The sequence below is a fragment of the Pseudomonas sp. AOB-7 genome, from assembly GCF_003696305.1.
Lineage (GTDB): Bacteria > Pseudomonadota > Gammaproteobacteria > Pseudomonadales > Pseudomonadaceae > Aquipseudomonas.
The window spans coordinates 299,780-317,760 of the sequence record NZ_RFFK01000001.1 but is presented as its reverse complement, the minus strand read 5'-3'; the positions used below and the strand labels follow the sequence as shown (position 1 = coordinate 317,760).

General features: G+C 67.9%; 15 protein-coding genes. 10 read left to right on the top strand and 5 right to left on the bottom strand.

Annotated elements, in window-relative coordinates; all coding sequences use genetic code 11:
- Nucleotides 1–453: 453 nt before the first annotated feature.
- Nucleotides 454–1,533 (top strand): 3-deoxy-7-phosphoheptulonate synthase, encoded by a 1,080-nt coding sequence (locus EA796_RS01590; RefSeq protein WP_122107272.1) that lies wholly within the window; start codon nucleotides 454–456, stop codon nucleotides 1,531–1,533.
- A 129-nt stretch (nucleotides 1,534–1,662) separates the two neighbouring features.
- A complete protein-coding gene (locus EA796_RS01585) occupies nucleotides 1,663–2,334 on the top strand; it encodes a DNA-3-methyladenine glycosylase I (protein ID WP_021442951.1) in 672 nt (223 codons plus the stop codon).
- A gap of 68 nt (nucleotides 2,335–2,402) precedes the next feature.
- Here EA796_RS01585 and EA796_RS01580 read toward each other — a convergent pair whose 3' ends face one another.
- On the bottom strand, nucleotides 2,403–3,437 hold the full coding sequence (locus EA796_RS01580) for an AraC family transcriptional regulator (RefSeq protein WP_122107271.1): 1,035 nt from the start codon (nucleotides 3,435–3,437) through the stop codon (nucleotides 2,403–2,405).
- Nucleotides 3,438–3,575: 138 nt separating this feature from the next.
- Between EA796_RS01580 and EA796_RS01575 the strand changes: the two genes are divergently transcribed.
- From EA796_RS01575 to EA796_RS01565, 3 genes are all read left to right on the top strand, one after another.
- Nucleotides 3,576–5,171, top strand: coding sequence for an FAD-binding oxidoreductase (locus tag EA796_RS01575; RefSeq protein WP_122107270.1), 1,596 nt, complete (start codon nucleotides 3,576–3,578; stop codon nucleotides 5,169–5,171).
- 2 nt (nucleotides 5,172–5,173) lie between these two features.
- Nucleotides 5,174–6,745, top strand: coding sequence for a glycerol-3-phosphate dehydrogenase/oxidase (locus EA796_RS01570; RefSeq protein ID WP_122107269.1), 1,572 nt, complete (start codon nucleotides 5,174–5,176; stop codon nucleotides 6,743–6,745).
- Nucleotides 6,746–6,862: 117 nt separating this feature from the next.
- Nucleotides 6,863–8,422: an FGGY-family carbohydrate kinase gene (locus tag EA796_RS01565; RefSeq protein ID WP_122107268.1), complete on the top strand. Its 1,560-nt coding sequence runs from the start codon at nucleotides 6,863–6,865 to the stop codon at nucleotides 8,420–8,422.
- Nucleotides 8,423–8,542: 120 nt separating this feature from the next.
- On the opposite strand, the gene EA796_RS01560 is transcribed toward EA796_RS01565, so the two are convergent.
- Nucleotides 8,543–9,241, bottom strand: a complete 699-nt coding sequence (locus EA796_RS01560; RefSeq protein ID WP_021442946.1) for a pirin family protein — start codon at nucleotides 9,239–9,241, stop codon at nucleotides 8,543–8,545.
- A gap of 177 nt (nucleotides 9,242–9,418) precedes the next feature.
- Between EA796_RS01560 and yegS the strand changes: the two genes are divergently transcribed.
- Complete coding sequence (gene yegS, locus EA796_RS01555) at nucleotides 9,419–10,315, top strand: lipid kinase YegS (RefSeq protein ID WP_122107267.1); 897 nt, start codon at nucleotides 9,419–9,421, stop codon at nucleotides 10,313–10,315.
- Between the two features lie 103 nt (nucleotides 10,316–10,418).
- Nucleotides 10,419–11,351: a chemotaxis protein CheV gene (locus tag EA796_RS01550; RefSeq protein ID WP_021444477.1), complete on the top strand. Its 933-nt coding sequence runs from the start codon at nucleotides 10,419–10,421 to the stop codon at nucleotides 11,349–11,351.
- A gap of 3 nt (nucleotides 11,352–11,354) precedes the next feature.
- Here the strand turns inward: EA796_RS01550 and EA796_RS01545 are convergent, their stop codons facing one another.
- Nucleotides 11,355–11,840, bottom strand: a complete 486-nt coding sequence (locus tag EA796_RS01545; protein ID WP_218567621.1) for a DUF1499 domain-containing protein — start codon at nucleotides 11,838–11,840, stop codon at nucleotides 11,355–11,357.
- Between EA796_RS01545 and EA796_RS01540 the strand changes: the two genes are divergently transcribed.
- Entirely contained in the window at nucleotides 11,839–12,645 is an 807-nt protein-coding gene (locus EA796_RS01540) for an MOSC domain-containing protein (RefSeq protein ID WP_122107265.1), read from the top strand. The two genes, EA796_RS01545 and EA796_RS01540, sit on opposite strands and share 2 nt — an antisense overlap.
- A 76-nt stretch (nucleotides 12,646–12,721) precedes the next feature.
- Here EA796_RS01540 and EA796_RS01535 read toward each other — a convergent pair whose 3' ends face one another.
- Nucleotides 12,722–14,650, bottom strand: a complete 1,929-nt coding sequence (locus EA796_RS01535) for a transglycosylase SLT domain-containing protein (protein ID WP_122107264.1) — start codon at nucleotides 14,648–14,650, stop codon at nucleotides 12,722–12,724.
- Nucleotides 14,651–14,819: 169 nt separating this feature from the next.
- On the opposite strand from EA796_RS01535, the gene EA796_RS01530 reads away from it, so the two are divergent.
- The gene (locus EA796_RS01530; protein WP_031303244.1) at nucleotides 14,820–16,745 is read left to right on the top strand and encodes an ATP-binding cassette domain-containing protein; all 1,926 of its coding nucleotides are present in this window, start codon (nucleotides 14,820–14,822) and stop codon (nucleotides 16,743–16,745) included.
- An 18-nt stretch (nucleotides 16,746–16,763) separates the two neighbouring features.
- The gene (locus EA796_RS01525) at nucleotides 16,764–17,450 is read left to right on the top strand and encodes a hypothetical protein (RefSeq protein ID WP_021444482.1); all 687 of its coding nucleotides are present in this window, start codon (nucleotides 16,764–16,766) and stop codon (nucleotides 17,448–17,450) included.
- 46 nt (nucleotides 17,451–17,496) lie between these two features.
- On the opposite strand, the gene EA796_RS01520 is transcribed toward EA796_RS01525, so the two are convergent.
- Complete coding sequence (locus EA796_RS01520) at nucleotides 17,497–17,946, bottom strand: universal stress protein (protein WP_021444483.1); 450 nt, start codon at nucleotides 17,944–17,946, stop codon at nucleotides 17,497–17,499.
- Between the last annotated feature and the right edge of the window lie 35 nt (nucleotides 17,947–17,981).

Genomic DNA, 17,981 nt, shown 5'->3' with positions numbered 1-17,981 from the left:
CCTCGCTTGCCAGGCCGCGAAGGCCTGGAGTAAGGTTCGGCCATCGCTTCGGAGAACATCATGTCGTCCAGCCACAACCTCCTGTCCTCGCTCCACGCCGGTGCCTCGCGCGCCGCGCTGGCCCGTGCGCAGGCGGTGGTCGCTGCCGCGTATTACTTTGGGTATTGGTTTAGCCACAGGCGCGCCTGATACCCCACAGGCGGCCTGAGACAACAGGGTCGCCACCAGAGACGTTTTCCAGAAAACCCCCGGTCGGCAACCCGACCGGGGGTTTTGTTTTTTTCGGCCGAAAACGGCCAAGCGCTTAGAGGATGCACAGATGAACCGTTATTACCGCAACTACCGCTACGACTGGCGATTTAGCAGCATCACTGCCGCCCTGACACCCCTGCAACGAACAACAGATTAGCGCCGCCGCGGCATCGACCGCGCCGGCCAAGGAACCGCCAGATCATGAACGCATCCGTCTCCGCTCAACTCGTTTCCAGCGTCACCCCCATCGCCCGCCGCAGCGCCCAGCCGCTGCCCAGCCCCGCCGTCTTGCGCCAGCGCCTGCCGTTGGCCAATGCCCTCGCCGAACGTATTGCCGCCGACCGTGACGCTATTCGCGCCGTGCTCGATGGCCGCGATTCGCGCCTGCTGGTGGTGGTCGGCCCCTGTTCCTTGCATGACCGCGCTTCTGCGCTCGAATACGCCGAGCGCCTGGCCGAGCTGGCGCCGCAGGTGGACGACCAGCTGCTGCTGGTGATGCGCGCCTACGTGGAAAAGCCGCGCACCACCGTGGGCTGGAAGGGGCTGCTGTACGACCCGCAGCTGGACGGCAGCGGCGATATGGCCGAAGGCCTGCGCCTGTCGCGCCAGTTGATGCTGGATATCCTCGCCCGCGGCCTGCCGCTGGCCAGCGAACTGCTGCAGCCGCTGGCGGCCGGTTACTTCGACGACCTGCTCGGTTGGGCGGCCATCGGTGCGCGCACCAGCGAATCGCAGGTGCATCGCGAGATGGTCAGCGGCCTGGATCTGCCGGTGGGCTTCAAGAACGGCACCGACGGCAGCCTCGCCATCGCCTGCGACGCCATGCGCTCGGCGGCGCACCCGCACCAGCATTTCGGCATCGACGAGCTCGGTCACCCGGCGCTGCTGCACACCGCCGGCAACCCGGATACCCACCTGGTGTTGCGCGGCGGCCACGGCGCGCCCAATTACGACGCCGCCAGCGTGGCGGCCGCACGCGAGGCGCTGCAGCGCCAGGGCATCGCCGCGCGGATCATGGTCGACTGCAGTCACGCCAACAGCGGCAAGGACCCGCTGCGCCAGCCGGCCGTGCTGGCCAGCGTGATCGACCAGCGCCTGGCCGGCGACGCCAGCCTGCGCGGGGTGATGCTGGAGAGCCACCTGGAAGACGGCTGTCAGGCGCTGAGCGGCGAGCTGCGCTACGGCGTGTCGATCACCGACGGCTGCCTGGGCTGGAGCGGCACCGAAAGCGCCTTGCGCCAGGCGGCGGAGCGGCTGCGGGGCGCGGCGCTCTCGGCGTAGGCGCCTGGCTGGCGGGCGATGCGGCGGGAGCGCCCGCCAGCGCGCTGCTACGGCAGACATGGCACTTGCCGCACCGGGGGCTGTGCGGGCACCCTTTGCAGCTTGTTCCACTGACGGCGCGACCCCTCCATGCGTGACTACAAATGGCTGCACGAATACTGCCTCAACCGCTTCGGCTCGGCCCGCGCGCTGGAAGCGCTGCTGCCGCAGCCGCGCAGCGACGCCGAGCTGCGCGCGCTGAGCGATGACCGCTACCTGTCGCTGATCAGCCTGCGCATCTTCCGCGCCGGCCTCAAGCACAGCCTGGTGGACGCCAAGTGGCCGGCGTTCGAGGAGGTGTTCTTCGGCTTCGATCCGGAGAAGGTGGTGCTGATGGGCGGTGAACGCCTGGAGAACCTGATGCAGGACGCGCGGCTGATCCGTCACCTGGGCAAGCTGAAAAGCGTGCCGCGCAATGCCCAGTTCATCCTCGACGTGCGCCGCGAGAAAGGCAGTTTCGGCGCCCTGATCGCCGACTGGCCGGTGACCGATATCGTCGGTCTGTGGAAGTACCTGGCCAAGCACGGCAGTCAGCTCGGCGGCATGTCGGCGCCGCGCTTTCTGCGCATGGTCGGCAAGGATACCTTCATCCCCAGCGACGACATGGTCGCGGCGCTCAAGGCCCAGGGCATAGTCGACAAGGCACCGACCAGCCAGAAGGAGCTGGCCGCGGTGCAGGCCGCCTTCAACCAGTGGCACGCCGAGAGCGGCCGGCCGCTGTGCCAGCTGTCGGTGATGCTGGCGCATACGGTCAATCATTGAGGCACCTGCGGGAGGGGCTTTAGCGGCGACTACCTGGCGCGGCTAAAACCCTCCCACGGAATGTGCGCTCAGAGCACACCGCCGTCCTTGCGCCTGGCCTCGCGAAACTCCCCCGGCGTCTGCCCGGTCCAGCCCTTGAAGCTGCGGTGGAACGAGCGCGATTCGGTGAAGCCCAGGTAGCAGGCGATATCCTGGATCGCCAGGTCGCTGCGCAGCAGGTAGTGCTCGGCCAGCTCCTGGCGCAGTTCGTCGAGGATCTGCTGGTAGCTGGTGCCGGCCTGCTGCAGGTGACGCTGCAGGGTGCGCACGGTCATGTCGAACTTCTCCGCCACCCGTTCCTTGCGCGGCAGGCCGTCCTTGAGCAGCAGGCGCAGGGCGTTCTTCACCCGCCGCGGCAGCGGCTCATCGTCGTCCAGCCCGGCCATCAGCGCCAGGGCGTGTTCCTCCAGGGTGCGCAGCAGGTTGGCATCGGCCTGGCGCAGCGGCACGGCCAGGTAGTCCAACGGCACCAGCAGGGCGTTGCAGGGTTGTTCGAACAATACCGGGCAGCCGAACAGGCTCTGGTACTCGCCGAGTTCGGTGCCGGCCGGTTGCGCATGTTCGAACCACACCTCGCGCGGCGAATGCTCGGAGTCGGCGATCCAGCGCGCGTACAGCAGCCAGGAGGCGAGCACGTTCTCCACCATATGCCGGCGCACCTGCGGCGCCTGGTGGCGGCAGCTCCAGATCAGCCGCACATGGTCGGCGGCCATTTCCAGGCGGCTGGTGCCCATGTCGCCGACCAGTTTCTCGTAGGGCACGATGCGGCCCATGGCCTCGCCCAGGGTGGCGCAGTTCATGGCGATATAGCCGAGCACGCTCCAGGAACCGGGCTGGACGAAACGCGCCGCGTGCAGGCCGAACAGCGGGTCGCCGGAGACCTCCAGCAGATGCGCCAGCAGGCGCTCGTGCACTTCGCTGGGGATGCGTTTGCCGTTGTCGGCCAGCTCCTGCGCCTCGATGCCGGCGGCCGCCAGGGCGCGGTCGACATCCAGACCGAGCTGTTCGGCCTGGCGCAGGTACTTGAGCAGGGCGGGAACCGAGGTGTAGCCGAGGTTTTCCATGGTTTCTTCTTGTTCTGGGGGAAGCGGGCGCGGCGCCTGGCTTGATTGGCGACAGGCCCTGGCCCGATCCGACAGTGACGGCCGGCGGCGGCTGGCTAGTATAGGCAGCCATAAGTGCCGATCGGAATGGGGGATGCGATGCGACGTTGGAACGGTTGGGGTGACGAAGCCACCGAGGTGGAATTGCCGGCCCATGGAGAGGCCTTTCTCGCCGAGCTGATCGGCCCCGGCCAGCGTCTGGCCGACGCCAGCCTGCAGGAGGTGTTGGCCCGCGTGCCGGCCTCGCGCCTGGCCCCACACCCGCTGATCAGCCAGGATGCCGAGGTGCGCGTGCGCCATGCCCGCGGGCAGAGCCTGCCGGACTGGCTGGCGATGCGTTCCGGCGAGTTCGGCCTGTTCCCCGATGGCGTCGCCTGCCCGGAAAGCGCCGCGCAGATCCGCGAGCTGCTGGCTTGGGCGCAGCAGCACGACGTCACCCTGATTCCCTACGGCGGCGGCACCTCGGTGGCCGGGCATATCAACCCGCAGGCCGGTGGGCGGCCGGTGCTGACCCTGTCGCTGGAGCGCATGACGCGCCTGCTGGAGATCGACGAGGACAGCCTGATCGCCACCTTCGGCCCCGGCGCCAACGGCCCGCAGGTGGAGAGCCAGCTGCGCGCGCGCGGCTACACCCTGGGCCACTTTCCGCAGTCCTGGGAGCTGTCGACCCTCGGCGGCTGGGTCGCCAGCCGCTCCAGCGGTCAGCAGTCGCTGCGCTACGGGCGTATCGAGCAGCTGTTCGCCGGCGGCAAGCTGGAGACCTTCGCCGGCACCCTGGAGATTCCCACCTTTCCGGCGTCGGCCGCCGGGCCGGACCTGCGCGAGTTGGTGCTGGGCTCGGAAGGGCGCTTCGGGGTGATCTCCGAGGTGCGTGTGCGCATCAGTCGCCTGGCCGAGCAGGAACGTTTCTACGCGGTGTTCCTGCCCAACTGGCAGCAGGCGCTGAGCGCCATCCGCAGTCTGGCCCAGGCGCGCGTGCCGCTGTCCATGTTGCGCCTGTCCAACGCCATCGAAACCCGCACCCAGCTGGCCCTGGCCGGTCACCCGCGGCAGATCGCCTGGCTGGAAAAGTACCTGGCGCTGCGCGGCGCGCGTGACGGCAAGTGCATGCTGACCTTCGGCCTCACCGGTAACCGCCTGCAGAACGCCGCCTCGCTGAAGCAGGCGCGACGCCTGCTGAAAGGTTTCGGCGGGGTGTTCACCGGCACCCTGCTGGGCAAGAAATGGGAGCACAACCGCTTCCGCTTCCCCTATCTGCGCCACGGCCTGTGGGAGCGCGGCTACCTGGTGGACACCCTGGAAACCGCCACCGACTGGTCGAACGTCGACAAGCTGCTGAACCAGGTGGAAGCCAGCCTGCGCGACGAACTGGCCGGCGAGGGCGAGCGGGTGCACGTGTTCACCCACCTGTCGCACGTCTACGGCGAAGGATCGAGCATCTACACCAGCTACGTGTTCCGCCCCGGCGCCGATTACGCCGAGGCCATGGCGCGCTGGCAGCGCCTGAAGGCGGCGGCCAGCCGCACCATCGCCGCGAACCGCGGCACCATCAGCCACCAGCACGGCGTCGGCCGCGACCACGCGCCCTACCTGGCGGCGGAGAAGGGCGAGTTGGGCATGGCCACGCTGCGCAGCCTGGCCACGCATTTCGACCCGGAGCAGCGCCTGGCTCCCGGCGTGCTGCTGCAGGATTGAACATGCAGCAGTGGAACGCCGCCTGGCGCGAGCGCGCCCTGCCCGAACTGGCCGGGCGCGACTGGGATCTGCTGGTGATCGGCGGCGGCATCTGCGGCGCCGGCATCCTGCGCGAAGCCGCGCGGCGCGGCTGGCGCTGCCTGTTGCTGGAGCAGCGCGACTTCGCCTGGGGCACCTCCAGCCGCTCGTCGAAGATGGTGCATGGCGGCCTGCGCTACGTCGCCAAGGGCCAGCTGGGGCTGACCCGCGACTCGGTGCGCGAACGCCAGCGCCTGCTCGGCGAGGCGCCGGGGCTGGTGGAACCGCTGAGCTTCGTCATGCCGCACTACCGCGGCGGCTTCCCCGGGCCTAAGGTCTTCGGTGGCCTGCTCAGCCTGTACGACGCCCTGGCCGGCAAGCGCAATCATCTGTTCTACCCGCTGCAGCAGCTGCGCTACCTGGCGCCGGGCATCCGCGAAGACGGTCTGCTCGGTGGCACGCGCTTCTTCGACGCGGTGACCGATGACGCGCGCCTGGTGCAGCGCGTGCTGGGCGAGGCGCGTGGCGAAGGCGGCGAGGCGCTCAACGGCATGCGCGTGGTCGAGCTGCTGCGCGAGGCGGGCAAGGTGGTCGGTGTGCTCGCCGAGGATATCGAGACGGGCAACCGCTACCGCCTGCGCAGCCGTGCCGTGGCCCAGGCCACCGGCGCCTGGGCTGATCGCCTGCGCCAGCCGGGCAATGGCCGCATTCGTCCGCTGCGCGGCAGCCATCTGCTGCTGCCCAGCTGGCGCCTGCCGGTGGCACATGCCTTCAGTTTTATGCACGTCGCGGATGGAAGACCGGTATTCGTCTTCCCCTGGGAGAGCGCGACGGTGATCGGCACCACCGACCTGGATCATGCGGGCGATCTGGATGCCGAGGCGGCCATCAGCATGGAGGAGGTCGACTACCTGCTGGCCGCCTGCGCCCAGCAGTTCCCGACCGCCGAGGTGACGCGCGGCGATGTGCTGTCGACCTGGGCCGGCGTGCGCCCGGTGGTGGGCGATGGCAGCGTGGGGCTCAAGCCCTCGGACGAGAAGCGCGAGCATGCGCTGTGGATCGAGCCGGGCAGCGTGACCCTGGCCGGCGGCAAGCTGACCACCTTCCGCCTGCTGGCGCTGGAGGTGCTGAGTGCCTGTGCAGGCTTCGTCGGCAAGCCGGTGGAGGATCGCGGCACGGCGGTGTTTCGTCCGGTGTCGATCCCGCCCATGCCCGGCCTGAGCCCGGCGCAGCAGCGCCGCCTGGCCGGTCGCCATGGTCGCCAGCTGGGCGAGGTGTTGCGTCTGATCGACGAGATCGGCGGCGATTGCGTCGCGGGTACCGACACCTTCTGGGCCGAACTGGCCTGGGCCGCCGAGGGCGAGCTGGTGCTGCACCTGGACGACCTGCTGCTGCGCCGTACCCGCCTGGGCCTGCTGCTGGCGGGCGGTGGGCACGCCGAACTGCCGCGTATCCGCACGCTGTGCCAGCCGCGCCTGGGCTGGAACGATGCGCGCTGGCAGCAGGAAGAGACGGACTACCTGGCGCTGTGGCGGCGCTGCTATAGCCTGCCATGACCCGGATCACCGCCGGCCCGCAGGGTGTCGCGGGGCCGCCTAGGCCATGCACACCGAACATTCCCCGATATACAGGTCCATGTGCGCAACCACAGGTATAACGAGAAGGATCACACCTTGAGCGAACCAAGCTACCTGCTGAGCATCGACAACGGCACCCAGAGCGTGCGTGCGCTGCTGTTCGATACCCAGGGCAACCTGCTGGCCAAGGGTAAGGTGGAGCTCGATCCCTATTTCTCCAGCCAGCCGGGCTGGGCCGAGCAGGACCCGGAATACTACTGGGCCAGCCTCGGCGAGGCCTGCCGGCTGCTGTGGCAGCAGGTGGATATCGACCGTCGCCTGATCAAGGGCGTAGCGGTGACCACCCAGCGTGGCAGCATCATCCATGTCGATGAGCAGGGCGCGCCGCTGCGCCCGGCGATGCTCTGGCTCGACCAGCGCCGCGCCGAGGTGCAGGGGCGGATCAAGGGGCCCTGGGGCTGGCTGTTCAAGCTGGCGCGGGCCGAGGAGGCGGTGGATCACTTTCGCGGCCAGGCCGAGGTCAACTGGGTCGCCCAGCACCAGCCGGATGTCGCCGCGCGCACGCACAAGGTGCTGCTGCTGTCGGGCTTTCTCACCCAGCGCCTGTGTGGTCGCTTCGTCGATTCCACCAGCAGCTGCGTGGCCTACCTGCCGTTCGACTACAAGCGCCTGCGCTGGGCCGCGCTGGGCGACTGGAAATGGCAGGCGCTGGCCGTGCGCCGCGAGCAACTGCCGGAGCTGGTCAAGCCGGGCGAGCGCCTGGGCAGTATCAGCGCCTCCGCCAGCCGCCATACCGGCATTCCCGAGGGCCTGCCGCTGATCGCCGCCGGCGCCGACAAGGCCTGCGAAGTGCTGGGATCCGGCGCGCTGGACGCCGGCACCGCCTGCCTGTCCTACGGCACCACTGCGACCATCAACACCACGCGCCGCCGTTACCTGGAAACCATCGCGCTGATCCCGCCGTACCCGGCGGCGCTGCCGGATCACTTCAACACCGAGGTGATGATCTACCGCGGCTTCTGGATGGTCAGCTGGTTCAAGCGCGAGTTCGGCCTGCGCGAGATGCAGCGCGCCGAGGCCCTCGGCGTGCCGCCCGAGGCGCTGTTCGACGAGCTGGTCAACGCCGTGCCGCCCGGCTCCATGGGCCTGATGCTGCAACCCTACTGGACGCCGGGCATCCGCGAGCCGGGGCTGGAGGCCAAGGGTTCGATCATCGGCTTTGGCGACGTGCACACCCGCGCGCACCTGTACCGGGCGATCCTCGAGGGCCTGGCCTACGCCCTGCGCCAGGGCAAGGAGCGCATCGAGAAACGCGCCGGCACCCGTATCGAGCGCCTGCGCGTGTCCGGCGGCGGTTCGCAGAGCGACGCGGCCATGCAGCTGACCGCCGATATCTTCGGCCTGCCGGCCGAGCGCCCGCACCTGTACGAAACCAGCGGCCTGGGCGCGGCGATCAATTGCGCGGTGGGCCTGGGCCTGCACCCGGATTACCCGAGCGCCATCGCCGCCATGACCCGCGTTGGCCAGGTGTTCCAGCCCAACCCGGCCGCGCAGCACACCTACGACCAGCTCTACGGGCAGGTCTACCAGCGCATGTACCGTCAGCTCAAACCGCTTTACCAACGCATTCGCAAGATCACCGGTTACCCGGCGTAAAGCGCTATTCGTAGCCCGGATGCAATCCGGGAGGCGTGTACGCCGCTTCCGCGGATTGCATCCGGGCTACTTTCCACAGAAAAAGATCGCCCTCCTAAGCGGAGGGCGATTGGTTTGGCATCAGGCGACATCCACCAGCACGATCTCGCTGTCTTCCTGCGCCTCGACGCGGATCAGCGTTTCATCGGCGATGGCCACGCCGTCACGTGCCTGGGCCGCCACGCCGTTGACCCTGAAGGCGCCGCTGGCGCCCACCAGATAGGCCTTGCGACCCGGCTGCAGGCTGTACTCGGCGCTTTCTCCGGCCTTGATCGTGGCCGCCACCAGGCGCGCATCGGTGCGGATGCGCAGGGCGTCGGCATCTTCCTCGTAGCCGCTGGCCAGGGTGACGAAGGCTCCGGAGCGGTCGCCTTTGGGGAACGGCTTGGCCCCCCAGGACGGCGGCAGCCCGGCCTGGTTCGGCTGGATCCAGATCTGGAAGATCTTGGTGGTCTCGTCCTCCAGGTTGTATTCGCTGTGGGCGATGCCGGTGCCGGCGCTCATCACCTGCACGTCGCCGGCCTCGGTACGGCCCTGGTTGCCCAGGTTGTCCTGATGGGTGATCGCACCCTGGCGCACGTAGGTGATGATCTCCATGTCGCGGTGCGGGTGCGGCGGGAAGCCCGACTGCGGGGCGATCTCGTCGTCGTTCCACACCCGCAGGCGGCCCCAGTTCATCCGTGCGGGGTCGTGGTACTCGGCGAAGGAGAAGTGGTGACGGGCATTCAGCCAGCCGTGCTGGGCGGCGCCGAGCTGTGCAAAGGGGCGTACTTCGATCATGGCAAATCCTCCGGTAGTGCCCGGGCCTAGTCCCGTGCAACGTCGATGGCGGCATGATCTATTTGATCTGATCGATTTAAAAGCGCAAATAATACGACATAAGTATCTATTAATTAGATATGTTTGTCGGGCAAGCAGCCAGTAGGCTGTTGCCGATCCCTTTCAAGGAGGACTGCGATGCGCGAGCGCAAGGCCTGGTTGATCCTGCATGGCAAGCAGGCGTTGAACGAGGAGGTGAGGGCGGCGGTGGCCGATCTGCGCGAGCAGGGCTGGGACCTAGCGGTGCGCCTGACCTGGGAGGGCGGCGATGGCGAGCGCCTGGTCGCCGAGGGGCTGGCGGCCGGCTACCCGACCCTGATCGCCGGCGGCGGCGACGGCACCCTGCGCGATGTCGCCGAGGCCCTGCACCGGGCCGGTGGCGGTGCCAGCCTGGCGCTGCTGCCGCTGGGCACCGCCAACGACTTCGCCCGCGCCGCCGGTGTGCCGCTGGCGCCGGCCGAGGCGCTGGCGCTGCTGGAGCGAGAGCCGCGTCCGGTGGACCTGGGCCTGGCCGGCGAGCGCGCCTTTCTCAATATGGCCACCGGCGGTTTCGGCTCCAACGTCACCGCCAATACCTCGGAGGAACTGAAGAAGGTGCTCGGTGGCGCCGCCTATTTCCTCACCGGGCTCAGCCGCTTTTCCGAGGTGCGTTCGGCCTTCGGTCGTTTCCAGGCGCCGGGTTTCGCCTGGGAGGGCGACTTTCTCGCCCTGGGCATCGGCAACGGCCGGCAGGCCGGCGGCGGCCACCTGCTGTGCCCCGATGCCCTGGCCGACGACGGCCTGCTCGACGTGTGCATAGTGCCGGCGGCGCAGGATGTGGTCGGCACCCTCGCTACGCTGCTGTCCGGCGGCATCAACGGCCTGCAGAGCGTGGCCATCGGCGCCCGCGTGCCCTGGCTGGAGGTGGAGGCGGCCGAAGGGCTCGACCTCAATCTCGACGGCGAGCCGCTGGAGAGCCGCGGCCTGCGCTTTCGCGCGGAAGCCGCGGCGTTGCGCCTGCACCTGCCGGCCGATTCGCCCTTGCTTGGCGGCTGAGGGCGGCTCAGGCATGATGGCGCTACGCCAGCAGCGCTTCAGCGGCAGCGCGCGCGGCCGATAACCTGACGCTAGACTCGCCTTAACCCCTCAGGAGCGCGCAATGGCCGGCATCCTCGATTCAGTAGATCAACGCACCCAGCTGGTCGGTGAGAACCGCCTGGAAATCCTCATGTTCCGCCTGGCCGGGCGCCAGCTGTTCGCGATCAACGTGTTCAAGGTGCAGGAGGTGCTGCAGCTGCCCAAGCTGACCCTGATGCCGCAGCGCCACCCCTTCGTCTGCGGCGTGGTCAACCTGCGTGGCCAGACCCTGCCGGTGATCGACCTGTCCCAGGCCATCGGCATGCGTCCGCTGGTGCCGGACGAGCGCAGCACCATCATCGTCACCGAGTACAACCGCTCGGTGCAGGCCTTTCTGGTCGGCAGCGTCGACCGCATCCTCAACCTCAACTGGGAGTCGATCCAGCCGCCGCCCGGGGGCGCCGGGCGCCAGCACTACCTGACCGCCATCACCAAGGTCGAGGAGCAGATCGTCGAGGTCATCGACGTGGAGAAGGTGCTGGCCGAGATCGTGCCGATGAGCACCAAGGTTTCCGCCGAGAAACTCGCCGACCCGCTGCTGGAGAAGGCCCGCGGTCGCGAGGTGTTGCTGGTGGACGACTCCAGCGTGGCCCTGAGTCAGCTGCGCGATACCCTGTCGCAGCTGGGCATCCGCATGCATATGGCCAGCGATGGCCTCAAGGCGCTGAACCTGCTGAAGAAGTGGGCCGACAGCGGCGAGGTGATGACCGACAAGCTGCTGATGATCTTCACCGACGCGGAAATGCCGGAAATGGACGGCTACCGCCTGACCAGCGAGATCCGCAACGACCCGCGCCTGCGCGACCTCCATGTGGTGCTGCACACCTCGCTGTCGGGCAGCTTCAACGATGCCATGGTGAAGAAGGTCGGTTGCGACAACTTCCTCTCCAAGTTCCAGCCGGACAAGCTGGTGGACGTGATCCGCCAGCGCCTGGCGCTGGACGAACCGAGCTGAAACCTAGGGCTGTTGCGCCAGGCGCTGGCGCAGATGCTCCACCCGCTCGCGGTTGACCCCCAGATCCGAATGCCCCAGGCGCGAGGCGGAGCGCACCTGCACCGCCTGCGGCTCGATAAGAAACTCCACGTCGTCGACGAAGCGCAGCACCCGGCTGGTGAATTCCGCGCGCAGATAGTCATCCTCCTGCACCACCAGGCGTACCCGCGGCTCGTCCGCCAACAGCTGCAGCAGGCGTCTTCGGGTTTCCTCCGGGCTGCCGCGCAGCGCCAGCGGCGCTATGGCATGTTGCTCGTCGCTGGCCTGGCTGTTGACGCAGTTGGGCGAGGCCGGGCAGGGCGCCAGGCGACCGCCGCGCACCCCCAGCTCGCTCGGCGGGCTGCCGCTGCAGCCCCCCAGCATCACCGCCAGGAGGATCGCGGCGGCGGACTTGTGAGCGCCGCCGGCAACTCGTATAAGGGCGTTTTGCGAAACAGGAAGCTGGCGCATGTTGAGTCTCTCGCAGTTGTACCGCTATCCGCTCAAATCCGGTCGTGGCGAAGTGCTGCAGCGCAGCGCCGTGGACGGCCTGGGCCTGCATGGCGACCGTCGCTGGATGGTAGTCGAAGCCGAGAGCGGGCGCTTTATCACCCAGCGCCTGCTGCCGCAGATGAGCCAGCTCGGCGCCCTGTACGACGCCCGCGGCGGCCTGACCCTGAGCGCGCCGGGTTGCGCCGATCTGGCCGTGGCGCTGCCCGACCCCGAGCAGGATCTGCGCGGCGTGACGGTCTGGCGCGACAGCCTGCGCGTGCCGGATGCCGGTGATGCGGCCGCCGATTGGCTTAGCGCGCTGCTGGGCCGCGCCTGTCGTCTGGTGCAGGTGCCGGAGACGCGCACGCGCCAGGTCGACACCGCCTATGCCCAGCCGGGTGATCGGGTGGCCTTCGCCGACGGTTTTCCGTTGCTGCTGATCGGCCAGGCGTCGCTGGACGACCTGGCGGCGCGGGTCGGCCGGCCACTGGCGATGTTGCGTTTTCGCCCCAACCTGGTGGTCACCGGCAGCGAAGCCTATGCCGAGGACGAGTGGAAGCGCATCCGCATCGGCGCGGTGGAGTTCGAGGTGGCCAAGGGCTGCTCGCGCTGCATCCTCACCACCGTGGACCCGCAGACCGGCGAGCGCAGCGCCGACCGCGAACCGCTGAGCACGCTGAAGACCTACCGCGAGCGCGATGGCCAGGTGTACTTCGGGCAGAACCTGCTGCCGCGCGGCGTCGGCGAATTGCAGGTCGGTATGCCGGTCGAGGTGCTGGAGTAACGCCGGCAGGGTCGCGCGATGCGCAGCAGACCCTCGGTCAGCTGCGCGCGGCGCGGCCGGCCGAGGGGATCGCCTTTCACTGATCGTCGAAATAGCGCTCGTGCCAGGCCACCAGCGGGTGCGGCGCGTCGAGCTTCTGACCGTAGATCACCGAGTAGGACAGCACGTTCTGCACGTACTGGCGGGTTTCGTCGAACGGGATGTTCTCCACCCAGACGTCGTAGCTCAGATGGTCGGCGCCGCGCAGCCACTGGCGCACGCGGCCGGGCCCGGCATTGTAGGCGGCTGAGGCGAGGACGCGGTTGCCGTTGAACTGGCCGTACACCTGGCTCAGGTAGGCCGCGCCGAGCTGGATATTGACGTCCGGGTTGAGCGCCTGCTGCGGCGAGGCCAGGGGGATGCCGAACTTGCGCGCGGTTTCCTTGGCGGTGGCCGGCATCAGCTGCATCAGGCCCATGGCGCCGACGTGGGAACGGGCATCGGCCATGAACGCACTTTCCTGGCGGGTGATGGCGAATACCCAGCTCGAATGCAGTTCACGGCGCTTGGCCTCGCGCACCAGCTGTTCACGGTGGGCCATGGGGAAACGCACCTCCAGATCGTCCCAGTACTGCGCCTGGCTGATGGTGCGGATGGCCGGGAAATACCACTGCATCTCGTAGGCCAGGCGGGCCTGGGCCACCAGCTCGTCGCGGCTGAACAGGCGGCTGACGTGGTACCACTCGCGGCGGCCGTCGACGATCTGGCCGCGATCGTGAAATTCCATGGCACGGCGGATGCCGGTGGTGTTGCGCACCTTCTGCACCGTCTTCGGATCGAGCGCCAGCGGCTTGTTGTTCAGCTGGTAGGGCGCCTTGACCTGATCGGCGGCCATGAAGCCGTAGAAGTCGCGCTCCTTGGCCAGGGCCTGGTAGAGCACCGCCGGCTGCTGGCTGTTCGGTTGTGCCAGCTGCAGGCTGCGCGCGTTCCAGTAGCGCCAGCGGTTGCTGCTGGCCAGGTCGGCCGGCATGCGCTGGGTCAGCTGATGAGCCTCGTCCCAGCGGCCGTGACGCAGCAGCAGACGGGCGCGCCACTCGCTGACGGTGTTGTCGCGCAGCTCCGGGTCGTACTTGGCCATCACCTGCAGGCCGCGCATGTCGAAGCGCTTGGCCAGGGTCAGGCCGATCTGCCGGGCGATGGCCACCTGTTCGTCCTGGGAGAACTTCATGCGCTGGGCGTAGCTGTCGAGCAGGCTCAGGGCGTCCTCGGGGCTCTGCCGGGCCAGACGGCGCAGGCCGAGGCCGACCACGTCGGCCATGGCGGCGTCGGCCGGGGCGAAACGCGCGGTCTGCTTGAGCAGCTGCGGCTTCTGCGCCACCTCGACCAGCAGCTTGGCGCGCGCGCCGAGGGTCGGCATGCTCTTGCTCAGGTGGTTGGCCAGGCCGTAGTTGCCGGCTTCCACCGCCAGTTTGGTGCGTTGCCAGCGGCGTTGTTCGGTGAGCTGGCCGGCTGCCGCCCAGCGCGCGAACAGTGGATCGCAGGCATTGGGCTGCGACTTGCCCACCAGCCACAGCTTCTCCGCGGTGGCATTGCCTTCGGCGATCAGGCCGTGGCTCAGCTGGTACTGGCCATAGAGGCAGTCCAGCTCGGTGAAATTGAGCGCCGGGTCGTAGTGGGCGAGGAAGGGCTGCCAGTCGCCGCGTTCGGCCAGCCAGCGCAGCCAGCGCAGTTTCATCCAGCTGGCCTGGGGCAGGTCGCCATGCTCGGCGAGGAACTTTTCGATCTCGGCGTTGCTCGCCGACTTGAGCCGGTGAGTCAGCTCGTCGTAGGCCAGGTGGGGCGTCAGCGGGTAGTCGCGCAGCGCGGCCTGGTAGCGGCGGTAGGGACCGCTGTCGCCCTTGGCCAGGGCGCGCTTGGCCTCGTCGTAGTACTGGCGCTGCTGCGTCAGGTTGGCGGCTTCGGCGCTGGCCAGGCCGGCAGTGGTGAGGATCAGGCAGGAAACTACAGAAAGAAGACGACCGCGCATGGCATTTCCAGGGCAAGCAGGTGAGGGGGCAACGGGTTCCGTTCGTTGCATGGCTCTAGCTTAGCCGTTCGCCGGGGCGCGGTGAATGCCGGCGCGCTCGGCGGACATATGTGGCAACAGAGCGCCGGCCAACTCGGGTAGAATGCGCCGCCTGTTTCTGGAGAAGCCCATGACCCTGCTCAAGTTCGCTGATGTATCCCTCGCCTATGGCGCCATGCCCCTGCTCGACGGGGTGTCCTGGCAGATCGCACGGGGCGAGCGGGTGTGCATCATCGGTCGCAACGGTACCGGCAAGTCGAGCATGCTCAAGCTGGTCAAGGGCGAGCAGATGGCCGACGACGGCGAAATCTGGCGGGCGCCGGGGCTGAAGATCGGCGAGCTGCCGCAGGAGCTGCCGCGCGCCGACGAGCGCACGGTGTTCGACGTGGTGGCCGAGGGCCTGGCCGGGGTCGGCGAGCTGCTGGCGCGCTATCACCATCTGGCGCAGAACATCCACGGCGATGACGACCTCGAGCAACTGATGCACGTGCAGCAGGAGCTGGAAGCCAAAGACGGCTGGCGCCTGCAGCAACTGGTCGACAGCACCCTGAGCCGCCTGCAACTGCCGGCCGACAAGACCCTGGCCGAACTCTCCGGTGGCTGGCGCCGGCGTGTGCTGCTGGCCCAGGCGCTGGTTTCCGAGCCGGATCTGCTGCTGCTCGACGAACCGACCAACCACCTGGACATCGGCGCCATCGCCTGGCTGGAAGAGGCACTGAAGGATTTCGGCGGCGCGGTGCTGTTCATCACTCACGACCGTTCCTTCCTGCAGAACCTGGCCACGCGCATCCTCGAACTGGACCGCGGCGGCCTGATCGACTGGAACGGCGACTACGCCAGCTTCCTGGTGCACAAGGAGCAGCAATTGGCGGCCGAAGAAACCGCCAACGCCCTGTTCGACAAGCGCCTGGCCCAGGAAGAGGTGTGGATTCGCCAGGGCATCAAGGCCCGCCGCACCCGCAACGAGGGCCGCGTGCGCGCACTCAAGGCGATGCGTGCCGAGCGTGCCGAGCGCCGCGAACGTCAGGGCAAGGCGAACATCGCCCTGGAAACCGCGGACAAGTCCGGCAAGCAGGTGATGCTGGCGGAAAACGTCAGTTTCGCCCATGCCGGGGGCCCTTTCCTGGTCAAGGATTTCTCCATGGTGCTGCAGCGCGGCGACCGCATCGGCCTGCTCGGCGCCAACGGCACCGGCAAGACCACGCTGCTCAAGCTGCTGCTCGGCGACCTGCAGCCCAGCAGCGGCAGCATCGAAGTCGGCACCAAACTGGAAGTGGCGTATTTCGACCAATTGCGTCACCAGCTCGAGCCGGAAAAAACCGTGATCGACAACGTCGCCGAAGGTCGCGATTTCATCAGTATCGACGGCCAGAGCCGCCATGTGCTGAGCTACCTGGGCGACTTCCTGTTCAGCCCGCAGCGCGCACGCACGCCGGTCAAGGCGCTGTCCGGCGGCGAACGGGCACGACTGTTGCTGGCCAAGCTGTTCAGCAAGCCGGCCAATCTGCTGGTGCTGGACGAACCGACCAACGACCTGGACGTGGAAACCCTGGAACTGCTCGAAGAAGTGCTGCTTAACTTCCCCGGCACCGTGCTGATGGTCAGCCACGACCGTGCCTTCCTCGACAACGTGGTCACCAGCACCCTGGTGTTCGAGGGCGAAGGCAAGGTGCGCGAATACGTCGGCGGCTACCAGGACTGGCTGCGCCAGGGTGGTTCGCCGCGTCTGCTCGGTGTGGGTGAAAGCAAGTCCGGCAAAGCCGAACTGGCCACTGCCATAGTCGAAGCCCCGGCCCCGGCGGCAGTCGCCCCGGTGCAGGAGAGCGCCGAGCCGGCGAAGAAGAAGCTCAGCTACAAGCTGCAGCGCGAGCTGGAAGCGATTCCCGGGCAGATCGATGCCCTGGAGCAGGAAATGGCCGGGTTGCAGGAGCGGATCGCCGATCCGGGCTTCTACCAGCAGCCGGTGCAGGCCACCACGGAAGTATTGGCGCGCCTCGACGACTTGCAGAAGGACTTGGACAAGTTGCTCGAGCGCTGGGCAGAGCTGGAAGGCTGAACGAAGGAACGCACAGACATGGCCATCGAGTACCGCATCACCCTCGACGACAATCATCAGTTCAGCTACCGGATCGAGCTGAACCGCGAATACGACCCTGCCCAGGCGCAGCAGGCCCCGGCCTGGACCCGGTTGGGACACCAACAGTGCAGCAACTGCCCGCTCAGTCGCGAGCAGTTCAGCCATTGCCCGGCGGCGGTCGACCTGCACCGGGTGATCGAGGATTTCCGCGGCCTGCCGGCGTTCAAGAAGGCCAGCGTGTGGGTGCGTACGCCGGAGCGCGAGTACACCAAGCAGGTCGGCCTGGAAGAGGGCCTGCGCGCGCTGCTCGGGGTGATCATGGCCACCAGCGCCTGCCCAGTGCTGGCGCGCCTCAAGCCCATGGCGCAGAACCACCTGCCGTTCGCCAGCAACCAGGAGTTCATCCTGCGCGCGGTGTCGCTGTACCTGGCGCGGCAGTACTTCAACATGCGCGAGGGACGCCTGGCGGACTGGGAGCTCAAGGGCCTGGTGCGCCTGTTCCAGCAACTCAAGCTGGTCAATCAGGCGTTCTGGCAGCGCATCCACGATACCTGCGACGGCGATTCCAACCTCAAGGCCTTCCTCACCTTCTTCTCCATGTCGTCGAGCATGACGGTGTCGCTGGAGACCCAGTTGCAGAAGATCCGCCCGCTGGTCATGAGTGCCGGCGAGTCGTTCGAGTGACGCTATCCCGGTATGAGGAGCGCTGAGCGCTCCTCATACTCACGTTTCAGGCGCTTTTCTCGGCTTTCTTCAAGCGCACTGCGAGCACGTCGCAAGGCGCGCCGTGCAGCACGTCGTTGGCGGTGGAGCCAAGCAGCAGCGCCAAACCGTGGCGGCCGTGGCTGCCGACTACGATCAGGTCGCAGCCCTGTTCCTCGGCCAGACGATGAATTTCCTGGCGCGGCTGGCCGTAGGCCAGGTGGCGCTGATCCGCGGTTAGTTCCGGGTACTTGCCGGTAAAGCTGTTCAGGCGTTCGCGCGCCTGCTCGAATTGCTGCTGCTGCAGCATCGACAGGTCCATCGGCACGTCGCCGCCGAAGGCCATGGCCATCGGCTCGACGATATGCACCAGGGACATCTTGGCGCCGCTGGCCTTGGCCAGCTTCTGTGCGCGAACCACCACGGGGTCGCATTCCTCGGTCAGGTCGACGGCGACCAGAATATGCTGGTAGGGCATGGTGAACTCCTCCTTAAGGGTACGAATGGCTCTGC